Source organism: uncultured Dietzia sp. (assembly GCF_937873725.1).
Classification (GTDB): Bacteria; Actinomycetota; Actinomycetes; order Mycobacteriales; family Mycobacteriaceae; genus Dietzia.
The window spans coordinates 1-15,637 of record NZ_CALMYY010000068.1 but is presented as its reverse complement, the minus strand read 5'-3'; the positions used below and the strand labels follow the sequence as shown (position 1 = coordinate 15,637).

Below are 15,637 nucleotides of genomic sequence, written 5' to 3'. Positions count from 1 at the left end.
TGTGCGGCGAGGCCGCGGTGGAGACGTGGGTGGGCAGGATCCGCCCCAACGCCATGGCCCCGGGGGACGACGCCGTGCCGCTGGCGGAGCTGCCCGGGATCCTGCGCGAGCTGGCCCGCGACAACCGGGACGAGACCGGCGCGCCGGCGTGGCAGATCCTGCACGGGGACACCGACCGGGGCCCGCTGGTGGCCATGGTGCGGGTGCCGCTGGTGGCGCTCTCGGCCCCGGAGTTCGACCGCCACGTCGCCGTCCGCGTGCCCTATACGGATGTCGAGGACGGGGGGCTGCCGGGGGCCCGGTCGCTGCCCGGCCTCCGGGACCTGGAGGACCACCTGGTGGAGCGGCTGGAGGGCAACGGCGAGTGCGTGGGCGCGGAGAGCTGCGCGGGGGAGCGCCTGCTGCACTTCTACGTGGACTCCACCACCCCGGCCGACGAGCAGCTCCGCGTGGCCGCGTCCGGGTGGGACCAGGGCCCGGTGACCCTGACGGTCACCGACGACCCGGGGTGGCGGGAGGTGCAGCACCTGCGGGTGTGAGGTCCTCCGGTGCCACGAGCGGGCCCACGAACCCCTCCTCGCCGGGACCGTGCACCACGGTCACCCGATGGGCGTCCCCGGCGCGTGGCTCCACCGAGATCCACCCCTCGATCCGGGCGTCCAGCACGAGGTCCGGCGGCGCCACGGACGACCGGGCGATGGCTCCCGCAGCGTCCGAGTCCGCTCGGTGATCGATGCCCCAGTCGGCGTCCACACGAATGACGGTGGGCGGTGTGACGTCCGGACCCCCGGGGCCCGCGAGGGCATCGATCCGTCCTTCGCTGAGCGGCCCGTCGACGTCCCAGAACACCGCGTCGACCGGGGCACCGGCATCCGAGGCCCCGGGCTCCACGATCCGGAATCGGCTCTCGTCACCGATTCGCGACAGCGGGCGCCATCGGTCGGGCAGGTCGGTCACCACGGCGACCCGGTACCCCGCGGCAACTGCACGGAATGCCACCTGACGGCACAGCGCAGGCCGGCCGGCAAGGAGGACGGACCGCAGGTGAGGCCCCGCCAACTGGAGGGCGGAGGCGCTCCCGGTTCGGGTGGCGCCGAGGATCTGACCGGCCCCGTGGGCGGGCGGGGCGAGCGCGTCGAGTTGATCGATCCGGCGCCGGATGACCGACCCGGCCACCGCATCGGGGAGGGATTGGCCGGGGATCGGTAACACCTGTGCGGACGGTAGGGGGTCACACGCGGTGGGCATCTCGGCTGGGGACCCCGCCGAGAGCCCGACCAGCCCGACGGTCGCGACCACATCGACCACGTCGTGGCGGCCCTCGACCCGGCGGATCCGGATCACCTCGGTGATGTCCGAGGCGCGCACTGCGGCGAGGCCGTCGATGACCTTCCGCGCATCCGCCCCGGGCCGTATGACCATGCCCACGCCGGGGGCGGCCTCGGCCTCGGCCTCGAGGTACCTCTCGGCGAGTTCGGCGGCGTCGAGGACCCGGCACGGGACGCCGTGGTGGACCAGCGACCGCCGGAGTCGCTCGGTGGCCACCGCCACGATGTGGTCGAACGAGCCCACCGTGTCCGGAGGGGCAGCCGTCGCGAGCCGGCCCAGGTCGAATCGCAGGAACACGTGGACGCGCCGGTGCGAGATCAGGGCGAGCGGACCCACGAGGGAGCTGTACACCTCGCCGTCGGCTCCTGTCGCCGCGCGGCGACCGTGCACCACCACGTCGATCCCCTCGAGCATGACCCCGCCCTGGTCGAGCTGCCGCGCCACCGCGGCCAGGGGGAGCCGGACACCGTGGAACCCCGCTGGATCATCGCGGCCGACCTCGGTGGTCACCAGGGATCCCGCGGTGATCTCCACGGCGGTGGTCACCACCCGGCCACCCTCGACGCAGCCGACCAGCGAGAGGTCGGGGCCGGTGAGGTCGACCACGTCGACCGCGGTGCGGCGGGGCCGAGCCCGGCGGGCGACGAGCGGACGACCCTGTCGGCGAAGGGTGAACGCGCAGGCGATCAGTCCGGCCGCGACGAACTGGGCCCACGGCTGCCACGGAGGCGGGCCGATCACGGTGATCACCAGTGAGAACACGAGCACAGTGACGAGCGCGGGCAACGTGGGGAGTGCAGTGGGAGACGGCGTGGGAGACGTCATCGACCCACCCTCCTCACCTGGACGTGTGGCGCGCAGGGGCGCCGGGGAAGACCGGCCACGGGGCCCGGATCCTGGCGTACCCTACCCCCGGTGCTCCCCGCCGCGGGGTGTCACATCCGTGGAAAGGGACCAGGCCGTGCCGCTGAAGCCCACGACCAAGGCGCAGGTGGACGGGCATCGCTTCCTGTCCCGCCGGGCCCGGCACGCCCTTGTCGCCCGGGACGTCAGGATGCTGCACGATCCGCTCCGGCGCCAGACCGTCGGGCTCACCGTGGGTGTGGTCGCGGCAGTCCTCGGATGCGCGGGGGCCGCCGTCCTGTCGCTGCTCGACCCGGCGCCGGATGTCGATCGTTCGATGATCATGGTGGGACGCGAGTCCGGGCAGATGTACGTCCGCGTCGGGGACGCGGTCCACCCGGTGTTCAACCTGGCGTCCGCACGTCTCGTGTTGGGTCGGCCCCTCGACCCGGACATCGTCCGCGAGACCGACGTCGCGGGGACCCGACGCGGGGGGTTGCTCGGCATCCCCGGCGCCCCCTCGGCTCTCCCCGCCCAACGGGACGAAGCCGGTGCGGCGGCGGTGTCGTGGACGGTGTGCGACGTGGTCGTCGACGCCGACCGCGGCAGGCCGCGGGTCGCCTCGACGAGTGTCGTCGCACGAGAGGGCGTGGCGGGTGCCGGCCGCGACACCGCCGCGAACGAGATCGCCCTGACGAGCCAGGACGGTGCGGGTTGGCTGCTCGGGAACGGTACCCGCGCTCGCATCGACCTGGAGGACGCAGACCTGTTGTCGATCCTCGGGTTGGGTGGGGTGGACCCGCGACCGGTCACGGCGGCGTTGATCGATCCGCTCCCCGAGGTCGACCCGGTCGCGCGCCCGGTGATCGAGATGGCCGGCGAACCGGTGGACTACGGGCTCGATGGACTGTTGATAGGGCAGGTGTTCACGGTCGACACGGCCTCCGGGACGCGCATCTACGTCGCCCTGGCCGACGGAGTGCAGGAGGTCGGCCCGGTGGTGGCCGACGTGATCCGGTCCACCACGACGGTGGGGTCCGTGGCATCGGTGGATCCGGACCGGATGGGGGTCCCGCACTCGACGGCGTTGGACGTCGAGGCGTTTCCCACCGAGCGTCCGGAGGTGCTCGACACCGGCGACTCGCCCGTGCTGTGCGTCCGGGACTCCACCGGGGCCGATGCCGCGGGTCGGCGGGTCACACTGGTCGCCGGCGCTGCGGAGCCGGGCCCGGGCGAGGTTCGTCCGGTCGCGGGGTCGGACGGAGGTGGGCCCGCCGTCGACGCCGTCGGCATCCCGGGTGGCGGCCTCCTGGTGGCAGCGGCGGGTCGTGGGACCTCGACCCGCAGTCCGGTGACGGCGATAGTCTCCGACACGGGCGTGCGATTCGACGTCCCCGACGCGGAGACCGCCGGCATGCTCGGCATCGGCGGGACGCCGGCCCAGGGCGGCGGCGGGACCCCCGGCCGGGTACCCCCCGGACCCCCGCTGGACAGGGAGGCCGCGCTCGGCCGCCCCCGCCGCGCCCCACCCGGGCCCGCGGGGTACGAGACACCGGTGGGGTGAGTCGTCACGTCGGCGCGTGCGGAGTCAGGGACGTCCGTCCTGTCCGGGTCGGAGGTGACGCCGGTGGAACAAGGCGACGACGACGAGCACGATCGTCCCGATCGTGAGAGAGCCGGCCGCCACGACCGCACCGGCGCCTGCACCCGCCGGTCCGGGGTCGGGGGTGGGGGCGGCGATAGACGTGGTCGCCGGAGCACGGCGGGAGGGTCTGCGGACCCCCGTCACGGCGGCCACCGGGTCCACCACCCCGTGGCCGACGGTGAAGTCGCGCCCGCCGGCCGCAGGGATCGCGGTGTTCTGGATGCGTGCGATGACCTGGCGGGCGGTGAGTCCGGGGTGGGCCTGGCGGACGAGTGCGGCCGTACCGGCGACGAACGGGGCGGCGAAACTCGTGCCGCTGATCGGGGTCCGTGAGCCGTCCCCCTCCACCACGAAGTCCGAGATCCCGGCCCCGTCGGCGCCCACCGACCTCAACCCGGCAGCGGGTGCCGCGACGTCGACCCACGGGCCCCGGAGCGTGAAATCGGTGGGTGCCCCGTCGGCGTCGACCCCGCCGACGGTGAGCACGTGGTCGTCGTACCACGCGGGGGAGGCCACGGTGAGCACGTCGTTCCACCCGTCGTCACCGGGCGAGGTGGGGTCGGGGACGCCGGGGTTCTGGTCGCCGCAGGCCTGGCTGACGTTGCCGGCGGCCGCGACCAGGACCACGTCGTGGTCCACGGCCGCGTAGCGGACCGCGCCGCCGAGGGTGTCGTCCTCCAACGGCGTTCCCGCGGGCACGCACGCGACCTCGGAGATGTTGATGACCCCGGCCCCCGCGTCCACGGCCGTCCGGATCGCCCGTGCGAGAGTCGACAGCGTGCCGACGCCGGATCCGACCGCCGGGTCACCCGCGTCCCGGTGGGTCGCGCGCAGGACGGTGCTGGACTGGCGGATCGACACGATCTCCACGCCGGGCGCGACCCCCGAGTGCCCGGTCGCGTCCTCGGTGGCGGCCAGCACACCGGCGACCAGGGTGCCGTGCGCGTCGCAGTCCTCGGTGCCGTTGCCGCCGCGGACCACGTCGCCGGCCCCTCGCACCCGCGGTAGTCGGGGCCCGGGGTTCACTCCGGTGTCGATGACGGCCACGACCTGTCCCTCCCCGCGGCCGTGGATCCATGCCCCGTGAAGGTCCGCGGCCGTTGCGTGGGCAGGACGTGCGGCCGGGTCGAGGACGGCCGCGGTCGTCCGGCAGGGACCGGCGAGGCGCAGCTCGTCGGGCCCGGTCGCACGCGGGTCCAGCACTCCGGCGTCGGGAACGGGACCGTCGATCGCCGGCCGCTCCAGCGAGGCCGCGAGGGGAGCGCCGAGCATCTGCGCTCCGAGGATCGCTCCCACGGCGAGCAGAGAGACCGGTCGGACGGTCCTCATCGATGGCGGACGACGGAGTACACGTCCATGGCACCCACCGCGAGGGGGACGACGATGCAGATGCAGATCCCCTCGATCGTGCCGATTGCGCGCAACGACGCGGGCGAGAGGTCGACATGGGGGAGCGCCGCTGACGCCAGGACGACTGCGCCGGCGACGGCGACCGAGGCGGGGACCACCACCGCCACTGGTGAGGGCTGGGCGACGGCCGCGCCGATGAGCACGCCGGCCGACAGTCCGAGCGCAGAGACGAGCAGCACCGTGGTGTGCACACGATCGGCGTAGCCCAACCCGCGCAGGATCAGGACCACGCACAGGACGAGGGACAGGGGCGCCGCCCATCGGGTGGACCCGGGCCCCCCGGTCAGCGAGATGAGCGACCCGGCCACACAGACCGCGCCCGCGGCCGCCAGCAGGCCGGTGAGCCAGGACCGCGAGGTGAGGAACCGGTGGCGCAGCACCGCCGGGGTGGGCAGAGGCCCGCCGGAACGTGGGTCATCGGAGTCCCGGGTGCGGATGTCGTGGTCGATGTCCTCGAGATCGCCGGCCTCCACGTCGCCACCCGGCGCGGGGACGGGCGGGATCGGGATGCGAGCCGCCGAGACGGCGACACGGGGCGCGGCGGTCAGAAGAAGCAGGCCGACGAGGACGGTGCCGGCGCCGACGGCATGGAGAGGGATCCGGCTGGATGCGACGACCGTCGAGGCGATCGCTCCCACCGACAGCGCCACGGTCGACGCGAGGTACGCCGACGCCAGACCGTATGCGCGAGGGGGCCCGGGCCGGAACACGGTGAACCGAAGAACTCCCGACAGGGCCGCGCCCGCGGTCAGCCCGCCCACCAGGTGGCCGGCACCGGGAGGGACACCGCTGACGGTCGACGCGGCGAGGATGGTGAACCCGACGGCACACGATCCTGCGACGGCATGAGCGGAAACCGGGGCGGATGTGGTGCGGAGCGCCAGCACCGCGGTCAGGCCGAGGGCCGCCAGGAGCGCTCCGGCGGAAGGGACAAGGGCTCCACCCCCGGACCACCATTGCACGGTCAGGGCGACCGCCGAGGCCGCCGCCGCCATTGCGGTCGTCGCGGTGGCGAAGGCCACGGCGTCCGCTCGAGCCCATGCAGGCGAGCGCGCCACCTCCGGATCGGTGAGCCCCTGGAGGACGTCGTCGAACAGCGGCGCGGGAGTCGGCACCGGCCGGTGATCGAGTATGAGGATCTCGCCGTCGTGGACCCGTTGCTGGGCCAGCGTCTCGGACACGGCCAGGGGCCCGCCCGCCAGTCGTGACAGCTGCCAGGAGCCACCCGCGTCGCCGCCCATCCGGGCGTCGACGTCGATGCCCGTGGCCGGCCCGGCGGACGTGCGGACATGGTTGCGAACCAGGTCCACGACCTCGGGGATGACCGCGACGAGTTCGAGGTGGGCGGGCAGGCTGAGATCCACCCGGGTCCTGCGGCACACGATCGACACACGCCGCTGGTCCAAGGGTTCCACGCCGGCCGCGATCCCCATTCCGCTCTGCTCCGTCACACCCGGTCCTCCCGCTCGACTCGCCGTCCCCACCGGATGCCGACCCGTCCGGGTGGCGTACCCGCCGGGACGTGCGCTGGCCTAGCATCCGTGATCGATACGGCGACCATTGTCGACGGCGGTGCGCGCTCACGGGGTCGCCACCTCGCCGGCAACGGGAGAAGCGGGGAGACGGACGAGGAGGCTGCCTGGCATGGGGGACGTGGTCTTCACGCCTGCCGAGAGGCTCGAGCCACCACCCGAGCCGAGTGGTGAACTGACGCTGCAGGCGCCGCCAGTCCTCCCGAGGCCGACGCCGCGGTCCCTCGTCCAGATTCTGCTACCGGTCGTCATGGTCGTCGCGGTGGGCGGCATGGTCGTGGTAATGATGCGCACGGGAATGATGCGCAACCCGATGTTCCTGCTGTTCCCGGTGATGATGGCGGTGTCCGCGGTGGGCGTGCTCGCCGGAACGCTGTCCGGGGGGAACACGACCGCCGAGACGGACGAACTGCGCAAGGACTACCTGCGCTACCTGGGCCAGACCCGCGACGCGGTCCGCGAGACCGCCGCCGCCCAGCGTGCGAGGGCCCTGTGGCGCCACCCGGATCCGGTGGAGCTTCCGTCGCTGATCGGCACGCCCCGGATGTGGGAGCGGGGGAGGGACGACCCGGAGTACCTCACCGTCCGCGTGGGCCCCGGTCGGCAGAGCCTGGCGACCAGGCTGTCCGTGCCCGACACCGGCCCTGTGGATGACCTCGAGCCGGTCTCCGTGGTGAGCATGAAACGCTTTGTCCGCGTGCACTCGGTGGTCGACGACCTTCCCGTGGCGCTGGAGCTGAGGGCGTTCCCGGCGATCTCCCTGGACGGCGACGTCGACGTGGTGCGCTCCGCCGTCCGCGCGATGCTCTCCGGTCTCGTGGTCTCCCACGGACCGGACCACGTCCGGCTGGCCGTCGCAGCGAGCGAGGGTCACGCCCGACAGGCCTGGGAATGGCTCAAGTGGCTCCCGCACCACCAACACCCGACCTACACCGACGGCGGCGGACGGGTGCGACTCACCGAGTTCTCGCTGGCCGGTGTGGAGTCGATGCTCGCCTCCGATCTGGCGGAGCGGTCCTCGTTCTCCCCGAGCGAGCCCCTCCGTCCGGGTGTGCGGCACCTCGTCGTCGTCGTGGACGGGGTCGGCGTCACGGGCGCCGAGCGTCTCCTCGCCGAAGACGGACTCGACGCGGTGACGGTGATCGAGGTCTCCGGCAGCCGAGCCGGGCAGCTGCGCGCTCTCGCGCTGCGGAGGGGACTGTGCATCCGGGTCGACGACGACCGTCGCGCCCTGGTCCGCACCGAATCCGGGGACGAGGAGATCGCGCGGGTCGACACGATGAGTCGGCCCGAAGCCGAGCGGGTCGCCATGGCGCTGGCCCGGTACCGGCCCGCCGACACCGTGACCAACGCCGACGGCTCGACCTCGACCCGTCGCACACCGGGTCTGCCGGACCTGCTGGGAATCGGCTTGGCCACCCAGGTCGACCCGGCCGTGGCGTGGAGAAGGCGGGGCGGCCGCGACCGACTGAGGGTTCCCGTGGGGGTGAGTCCGGACGGCGCTCCGGTCGAACTGGACCTCAAGGAGGCGGCGCACGGCGGCATGGGTCCACACGGACTGTGTATCGGCGCGACAGGCTCGGGAAAATCGGAGTTCCTGCGCACGCTGGTCCTGGGCTTGGTCGCGACTCATGACCCGGACGCACTCAACCTGGTCCTGGTGGACTTCAAGGGCGGCGCGACCTTCCTCGGTCTGGAGTCGTTGGCACATGTGGCGGCTGTGATCACCAACCTGCAGGCCGAGATGACCATGGTCGACCGCATGCGGGATGCGCTCGAGGGCGAGCTCACCCGGCGCCAGGAGGTGCTGCGCGCGGCCGGCAACTACGCCAACGTCGGCGAGTACGAAGCCGCGCGGGCAAAGGGAGCCCCTCTGGACCCGCTTCCCGCCCTGGTGATCGTGGTGGACGAGTTCTCCGAGCTGCTGTCCTCCAAACCCGAGTTCGCCGAGCTCTTCCTCACCATCGGCAGACTCGGCCGCAGCCTGCACATCCATCTCCTGCTGGCGTCCCAGCGGCTGGAGGAGGGACGTCTCCGGGGACTCGACAGCCACCTGTCCTACCGGATCGCGCTGAAGACGTTCTCCGCGACGGAGTCACGCACGGTCCTCGGTGTGACCGACGCCTACCACCTGCCCGCCACCCCCGGGGCGGGCTACCTCAAGGTCGACGCCGGCGACCCCGTACGGTTCGACGCCGCCTATGTCTCCGGCCCGTACCGGGAGGACCGACGGCTCGATGGTTCCTCCGTGGCCACTCCCGTGGCCCGCGCCGCGGTGCGGGCGTTCTCATCCTGGTACATGCCCGTACCCTCACCGGTCCCGGCGGCCCGCGGCCTAGGCGCCGGCGAGGTCGCCGGGAAGTCGTCCGGACCCGTGACCGGGCCAGGTCAGGGGGACCGGGACGACGCGGCGAGCCTGCTCGACGTGCTGGTCGCTCGGCTCTCCGGGCACGGTCGGCCCGCCCACGAGGTGTGGCTTCGACCGTTGGGCGAGGGGGCCTCGCTGGACGCGGCCGTCGGAATCGAGCCCTCCGGGGCGGGGGGCGACCTGCCGCCCACCCTGCGATTCGCGCTGGCGGAGGTGGACCTGCCCTTCGAACAGCGCCGGGACACCTGGCACGTGGATCTGTCCGGCGCCGACGGCAACGTCGCCGTGGTGGGTGGGACCAGGTCGGGGAAGTCGACGACCCTGTGCACCCTGGTGCTGTCTGCGGCCGCGACGACCGCGCCCGACCGGCTCTCGATGTACATCGTGGACCTGGGGGGCGGTCTGCTGCAGTCGGTGGCCGGGTTGCCACAGGTCGGGGGGGTGGCCAGGCGCGGCGAGGAGGAGAGGATCCGACGCACGGTCGCCGAGGTGGATACGGAGCTCAAGCGCCGAGAGATCGTGTTCCGTGAGTCGGGCGTGACGTCGGTGGACCAGGCGCGACGTCGGACGACCGACAGGAACGGCCGACGAGTGGCGGAGTACCCCGACACTCTCCTGGTGATCGACGGGTGGCAGGCCTTCCGGACCGAGTTCGAGGACCTCGAGCAGCTCGTCCTGGGTCTCGCGGCGAACGGGTTGTCCTACGGAGTCCATGTGGTTCTGTCGGTCGCACGCTGGGCGGACCTGCGGCCGGCGCTACGCGACGCGCTGGGCACCCGCGTGGAGTTGCGGCTGGGAGATCCGACCGACTCGATGATCGACAGGCGGGTGGCGATGACCGTGCCCGCCGACCCGGGGCGCGGTCTCACCGCTGAGCGCAACCACATGCTCGTGTATCAACCCAGGCTCGACGGGTCGGTCGACCCCGAGGGGATCGCCGACGCGACCGCCTCCGCAGCCCTGCACCTGGCGCAGCGGTGGCGGGCCATGCTCGGCGACGCCGGTGCGGCTCCCGTCCGGATGCTCCCCGGGGTCCTGCCGTACGCACAGGTCGCCAGCCTGTCGAGGCCGGGCCCCGACGGTGCCCGGACCCGCGTCCCGCTCGGGGTCGACGAGGCCGACCTCAAGGTGGTCTACGCGGATCTGGAGGCCGACCCGCTGATGCTGGTCTTCGGCGACGCCGAGTGCGGCAAGACCTCGGTGTTGCGGTCCATCGCCCGGGGTCTGGTGTCGGGTAACAGCCCGCAGACCGCCAAACTCATCCTGGTGGACTACCGCCGCACCATGCTCGGTGAGATCGCGGGGGACCACCTCGCGGGATACGCCGCCACCGAGACCTCTCTGGTGCCAATGGTGGACCACCTGGTCCGGATCCTCGACGATCGGATGCCGGGCGCAGACGTCACCCCCGAGGAGTTGCGGGCCCGCTCATGGTGGAGCGGGCCGCGCATCCACCTGCTCGTCGACGACCTCGACCTGGTCGTCACGCCGGCTGGGAACCCGCTCGCCCCGCTCGCCCCGTTCCTGCCGCACGCCCGCGACATCGGTCTCTCGGTGGTGCTGGCCCGGCGCAGTGCGGGCGCCTCCCGCGCGCTGTACGACGTCGTCGTCGGCCGGATCCGGGACCTGGGCGGCGCCGGACTCATCATGTCGGGCAGTCGTGAGGAGGGCCCGCTGCTCGGCGGCGTCCGCCCGGCCCCGCTGCCCGCGGGCCGTGGCCGTCTGGTCACGCGGGATCGAGGCGTGCAACTCGTCCAGACCGCGTTGTCCGAGCCGTGACCGATCACCGAGCGACCGTCGCGGTCGACCTCTCCTGTTCCGGGCTGGCGGTGGCGTCGGTTTCGGCCTCGGCGGTTCTCTCCTCGGTGGTGGCCCCCGCCTCCGTGGTCGCGGGGGCGGACGGCTCCGCGCTGCCACCAGGAGGCGACCGTATCGAATGCTCGGAGAGAGTCGATGCGGTGGCGGCCCGGTATCCGGACCGGTGCCTGGCGGATCCGATCGCGGCCGCTCACCGGGATCGGCTCGACGTGGCCGGGCTCTCGGTCCCCGTGACGGAACTGCTCGCCGCGCCGGTGTCCCGGGCCCTGCGGTGGGCGGGGGCAGAAGAGGGGGACCACGCGGTCCTCCTCGTCCCGAGCAACTGGGGCGCCACCCGGACGGCCCGGGTGGCGACCGCGGCGAGCTCGCTCGGGGTGTCGCCCCGGATCGTGCGTTCCGCCCTGGTGACGGCGGAGGCGCTTCCCTCGTCGTCGGCCCGCTGGGCGGTATGCGTCGAATCCTGCCTGACGCTCACGACCGTGAGTCTGGTCGAACGCACGCGCGGAGGGTTGAATCTGGTCGACCGGGCCGTGGTGCACCGGTGGGACCCCGGCCTGGATTCGGTGCGGGACGACGAGGTGTCGCGAGTCCTCGACGCGGTGGCCGCCCTGCGTCACGGGCGGCGCGAAGCAGGCACCGGGTCCACCGAGGTCCTGGCGCGGGGTCACAACGCCGAGAGGGTGGTGGACGCCTGTGATCAGGTTCGACTGGTGTCCTACGTCGTGCCCGACCTGGCGCCCGTGGAGGCGGCTCTGTGGCTCTTCTCCGGCGCCTGAATCGGATCGGGTCGGGACCGGCGCACCGGGAAGAAGTTCCGGGGAGGTGGAACCGATCGGTCGCCGGGGTGCGTCGAACACTGTGACGGAGCCAGAACAGGACTCCGCAGGACCACAGGGGAGGACCAGATGACGGGCTTCAACACCCACATCGGGACCATGGACACCGCGGCCAAGAGGGTCGACGACGTCAATCTGGAGATCGATCGACTGCTCGGAAACGTCAGGGACTCGGTATCCCAGCTCGGGGGCTCGGTGTGGCGGGGTGCCGCCCAGTCGAGGTTCGCCGCGATCATGGCCGAGTGGCAACAGCAGAGCGCGAAGCTCAACTCGGCGCTCGCCGGGATCTCCGAGACGATGCGCACCAACAGCACGTCGTTCGACGCCGCCGACCAGGACTCCGCCCAGATGATCGTCCGGGCCGGCGCCTCCGGTCCGCTCAACATCTGACACCGCACCTCACCATCACCGGGAGAATCATCATGAGCTCAGGGCAGATCACCTACAACCACGGCCCGATCGAGTCGCTCGTCGGCCAGGTCGGCTCGGCCTCCACCGCGCTGCGCACGACGCTCGACGACCTCAAGTCGTATCTCGCTCCGCTCGTCGCCGAGTGGGAGGGCGACGCCGCGGTCGCCTACCAGGCACACCAGAGCGACTGGGACCAGGCCGCGGCGGCGCTGCAGGCGATGCTCGCGGAGATCTCGCGGGCGGCGAGCCACGGCAACCAGGGCATGGCCGACGCCGACCGCCGCGCCGCCCAGGGCTGGGGCTGACCCGCAGGCGACGGGCAGGCAGCTCCGCGCAGCCCTCCGACGGCCCCGCCCCGCGCTGCGCGGGGCCGGGGTCGTCGCCCATCGGCGGGGGTCGCCCGGGCCGTGCGGGGGGCTACACCACGACGCGGTCCGGCGTCGACACCGCCCGATTCCCCACCTCCTCCGGGGGATGGCTCGCGCGATTTAGTGGGCCTCGCGCCAATTGCGCCGTCCGCGCATGGCTGACGGGGTACGAGCCGCGTTGCGGATCCTTGTGGCCGCCCGCTGACCGTATGACCTACGACCGTCACCATCTACGCACGGATCGCGCTGCTGCGTATCGCCGATCTCGGCGTCGACGCCCGCCGAGCGCTGACAGGCACGCAGCTTGCCACCATCACCCGGTGGCGTGCACGTGATGAGGGCCTCGGTGTCGCCATCGCCCGAAGCGAGGCCATCCGTCTCGCCAAACGCGTGGCCGAACTCGACGAGCAACTCGCCGCCAAAGTTCCCGAATGACCGAGCTCGTCAAGGCCAGCCAGGCCGCGTCATTGCCAAGTGAGACCGGCGTGGGGCCTGTGACGGCCGCCGTCTGCCTGACCGTCTGGTCACATCACGATCGAGTGCGATCCGAGGCTGCGTTCGCCTCGCTCGCAGGCGTCGATCCCATCCCCGCATCATCCGGGAACACCGTGCGGCACCGGCTCAATCGCGGCGGGGATAGTCGACTCAATCGCGCCCTGCACATGGCGGTCCTGACCCGCATCGCCCACGATCCGGCCACCCGCTCATACGTCGAACGTAGACGCGCGGAGCGGCGCACGCAGCAAGCCGAGCTGGCGGATGCGGCCGCAAGGCCTGGCACCGTACGACGGGGCGGACTGTCGCCCTGAATTCGGACAGGCGGTTCACTGCTGGCTGAAGTTCTCTCGCCATTGGGAAGTGCGATGTTCCCAGACGGCTGGTGTGTCAGCAGAGGGGAGTGATTGGAGGATCCTGTTGTAGCAGCGGCCGGCGTCGGTGAGTGCGGTGTCGAGGTCATAGTGCTCGGTGGTGAGGGGGCTACTTTTGGCGGTTGCAGTCCACTGCGTCGTCCATGCGGGTCCCGGTGAGACGACGGTGTCGGGCATGGCGGAGATGTTCCGAAGGTGTCGCTCTCGTTCTACGGCGGCAACTGCCGGCTCGAGATCGATTGGCAGGTATGCGCTGATGAGAAGCAGGTCGACGAGGTCACGGAAGCGTCCGGATGGGCGACGAGTCGGGCCGAACGTCTCGTACAGAGCGCACAGCTTGTCGGCAATCTGATCGGCGAGTGGGTAGAGCTGGACGGTTCCCTCGGGTGTGAAGTCGTCGGTGTCGATGAGCCGGGGGAGTGGGTGGCGTTCGATAGCCCCGACGAGCGGACGTCGACTGGTGACGATATCGATCGAGAAAGTGTCGAATGGTCGTCCGCCCAGGGAGGCGGTCACGGTAACGGTCGTGCCTTTGTCGCCAGCGATTCGTCGCGGGCGAGTGAGTTCAAAGCGAAAGTGATCTAGATGGTGGTCGCGGGCGATACGACTGAGTTCGTCAATGGAATCGACTGTCTCGTCGGTGACCAGAAGATCGATGTCGTGGCTGTAGCGGGCGTGCGGTAGGCGCACCATCATGCCGACGCCGCCCTTGAGGACCCATCCGTAGGGGTCAGCGTCGAAGATCCTGGCTAGAAAACGGGACATCACGAAGCGGCGACGCGCTCTCTGGTCGTTCTGGCCTTGTTGGCGGGCCTGGGCTTTCAATCGGTCGGTCACCGATGCCCGGACGGCTGCGGGCGTTCTCGCGGCCGGGCTCACTGGCGACCTTCCCAGAAGCGCTCTAGGGCGCCTCTGGCCCCAGCCGTTGCATCCATTGTTTTGAACGCCTCTGAGAGTCGGGCGTTGTCGGCGGCGGTGAACTTGACGTCCGGCATGGAGGGCAGTTGCACACCACTCATCTCGTCCCGTAGCGCGCGTGCCGAGGCTGTGCTGAGCTGAGTTATTTGGCGTGTGAGCTGCTCGGAGATCATCGGATTCAGCCCCTGGGCCGTGCTGGCCCACTGGCTGATTGGGACAGCTGACTGTCTGCGCACGATGTCCGCCATTGCCAGTGCGGTGGTGGATACACCAGCTTCGGCAATCAGGGCGTTGAGGAACCCTTGGCCGTCGAGCGCTCGGTGGCCGTAACTGAAAGCGAAGGGCGAGAGTGTCTCCGTGACTTCATCTACTGTGCTCAGGTCGCGGATGAGGGCGTCACGGACGATCGAGGCAAGGTGTCCGGCGTCTAGCGCCGCGGCGGCCAGGTCGCGGATCGTGCGGAGCGCTGTCGTCACTGGAAGTCGGTCGACTACCTGCCAGTCGTGGCGTTCTAGCTCGGCCCGGTGGGTCACCACGCCGGGGATAGTCAGTCTGATTCTGCGGGTGGTGGAAAGCTCCACTTCGTCCGCATCCAGATCGCCCAGGTGCAGAAGCCGCGCCGCTGTTCGATGGGACAGAACCCCCGTGGGTACAGCCTGATCGAGCCGCTCCCAGTTCACCGTGCTCTGGTCGAGCGCCATCCATGCAAGACGCTCATTGAGATGCTCGTCGTTGGGAAGGCGGGTGAGGCGGTAGATCCCGTGATGGAGTCTTTCCAGCACTCCGGAATCAGCTAGTCGCTTGAGATCTTGTGGAGTGGTGCCGACTTGCGACCGAGCCTGTCTGCTCGTCACTAGCCCATCCTGCTCCGCAGCAAGCCCCACGAGGGCACGGACACGATCATTCATGGGCACGGCACGAAAGTACAACATCTGATGCACTTTCGCTACGCCCGAAGTGATTATCGTGCCAACTGGTCAAGCCCCTGAAAGTGGTGTCACTGTTTTTTTGATCCTTCGATGGTGATCAGGCGGGTAGTTGCATCAGTTCATCGGTGCTCACTTCCGTCTTCGGGCCGGTGCCGGTGTCGGTGGTCAGAGAAGGTCGGCCGCGGCTGAGGTCTGCGAGTCCGAAGTGGCGGCGGCCCTCGGCCCGTTCGTCGCCCATCGGCGGTGGTCGGCCGGGCCGTGCGGGGGGCTACACCACGACGCGGTCCGGGGTCGACAGTTCCGATCCCGGCGATGGCATCCCGTGCCACAACCGCGGCGCGTCCCTACGCTCGGCGGTGTC

Annotated in this window: 12 protein-coding genes; 7 read left to right on the top strand and 5 right to left on the bottom strand. The window is 71.3% G+C overall.

Annotated elements, in window-relative coordinates; all coding sequences use genetic code 11:
- Positions 1-539, top strand: a 539-nt coding sequence (locus Q0444_RS06810) for a DUF695 domain-containing protein (protein ID WP_291083810.1), incomplete at its 5' end; no start/stop codon positions are given.
- Here Q0444_RS06810 and Q0444_RS06805 read toward each other — a convergent pair.
- A complete protein-coding gene (locus tag Q0444_RS06805; RefSeq protein ID WP_299022403.1) occupies positions 493-2,154 on the bottom strand; it encodes a type VII secretion protein EccE in 1,662 nt (553 codons plus the stop codon). The two genes, Q0444_RS06810 and Q0444_RS06805, sit on opposite strands and share 47 nt — an antisense overlap.
- 118 nt (positions 2,155-2,272) lie before the next feature.
- On the opposite strand from Q0444_RS06805, the gene eccB reads away from it, so the two are divergent.
- Positions 2,273-3,736, top strand: a complete 1,464-nt coding sequence (gene eccB / locus Q0444_RS06800) for a type VII secretion protein EccB (protein WP_299022400.1) — start codon at positions 2,273-2,275, stop codon at positions 3,734-3,736.
- A 24-nt stretch (positions 3,737-3,760) separates the two neighbouring features.
- Here the strand turns inward: eccB and mycP are convergent, their stop codons facing one another.
- Positions 3,761-5,146 (bottom strand): type VII secretion-associated serine protease mycosin, encoded by a 1,386-nt coding sequence (gene mycP / locus Q0444_RS06795; protein WP_291083801.1) that lies wholly within the window; start codon positions 5,144-5,146, stop codon positions 3,761-3,763.
- Complete coding sequence (eccD, locus tag Q0444_RS06790) at positions 5,143-6,678, bottom strand: type VII secretion integral membrane protein EccD (protein WP_299022393.1); 1,536 nt, start codon at positions 6,676-6,678, stop codon at positions 5,143-5,145. The genes mycP and eccD overlap by 4 nt, the downstream gene beginning before the upstream one ends.
- A gap of 193 nt (positions 6,679-6,871) precedes the next feature.
- On the opposite strand from eccD, the gene eccCa reads away from it, so the two are divergent.
- From eccCa to Q0444_RS06765, 5 genes are all read left to right on the top strand, one after another.
- On the top strand, positions 6,872-10,906 hold the full coding sequence (gene eccCa, locus Q0444_RS06785; RefSeq protein WP_299022390.1) for a type VII secretion protein EccCa: 4,035 nt from the start codon (positions 6,872-6,874) through the stop codon (positions 10,904-10,906).
- A complete protein-coding gene (locus Q0444_RS06780; RefSeq protein ID WP_299022387.1) occupies positions 10,903-11,721 on the top strand; it encodes a hypothetical protein in 819 nt (272 codons plus the stop codon). Before eccCa ends, Q0444_RS06780 begins: the two co-directional genes overlap by 4 nt.
- 129 nt (positions 11,722-11,850) lie before the next feature.
- On the top strand, positions 11,851-12,171 hold the full coding sequence (locus Q0444_RS06775) for a WXG100 family type VII secretion target (RefSeq protein ID WP_291083786.1): 321 nt from the start codon (positions 11,851-11,853) through the stop codon (positions 12,169-12,171).
- 32 nt (positions 12,172-12,203) lie between these two features.
- Positions 12,204-12,497, top strand: coding sequence for a WXG100 family type VII secretion target (locus tag Q0444_RS06770; protein WP_291083783.1), 294 nt, complete (start codon positions 12,204-12,206; stop codon positions 12,495-12,497).
- A gap of 494 nt (positions 12,498-12,991) precedes the next feature.
- Positions 12,992-13,369, top strand: a complete 378-nt coding sequence (locus tag Q0444_RS06765; RefSeq protein ID WP_291083780.1) for an IS110 family transposase — start codon at positions 12,992-12,994, stop codon at positions 13,367-13,369.
- Between the two features lie 15 nt (positions 13,370-13,384).
- On the opposite strand, the gene Q0444_RS06760 is transcribed toward Q0444_RS06765, so the two are convergent.
- Positions 13,385-14,308, bottom strand: a complete 924-nt coding sequence (locus Q0444_RS06760) for a nucleotidyl transferase AbiEii/AbiGii toxin family protein (protein ID WP_291083777.1) — start codon at positions 14,306-14,308, stop codon at positions 13,385-13,387.
- A complete protein-coding gene (locus Q0444_RS06755) occupies positions 14,305-15,255 on the bottom strand; it encodes a type IV toxin-antitoxin system AbiEi family antitoxin domain-containing protein (RefSeq protein ID WP_299022408.1) in 951 nt (316 codons plus the stop codon). Before Q0444_RS06755 ends, Q0444_RS06760 begins: the two co-directional genes overlap by 4 nt.
- Positions 15,256-15,637: the final 382 nt, after the last annotated feature.

Coding starts and splice junctions, on each gene's coding strand:
- Q0444_RS06775 (WP_291083786.1), top strand. CDS start 11,851: ATGACGGGCTTCAACACCCACATCGGGACCATGGACACCGCGGCCAAG.
- Q0444_RS06755 (WP_299022408.1), bottom strand. CDS start 15,255: ATGAATGATCGTGTCCGTGCCCTCGTGGGGCTTGCTGCGGAGCAGGAT.
- eccCa (WP_299022390.1), top strand. CDS start 6,872: ATGGGGGACGTGGTCTTCACGCCTGCCGAGAGGCTCGAGCCACCACCC.
- Q0444_RS06765 (WP_291083780.1), top strand. CDS start 12,992: ATGACCGAGCTCGTCAAGGCCAGCCAGGCCGCGTCATTGCCAAGTGAG.
- Q0444_RS06770 (WP_291083783.1), top strand. CDS start 12,204: ATGAGCTCAGGGCAGATCACCTACAACCACGGCCCGATCGAGTCGCTC.
- Q0444_RS06805 (WP_299022403.1), bottom strand. CDS start 2,154: ATGACGTCTCCCACGCCGTCTCCCACTGCACTCCCCACGTTGCCCGCG.
- mycP (WP_291083801.1), bottom strand. CDS start 5,146: ATGAGGACCGTCCGACCGGTCTCTCTGCTCGCCGTGGGAGCGATCCTC.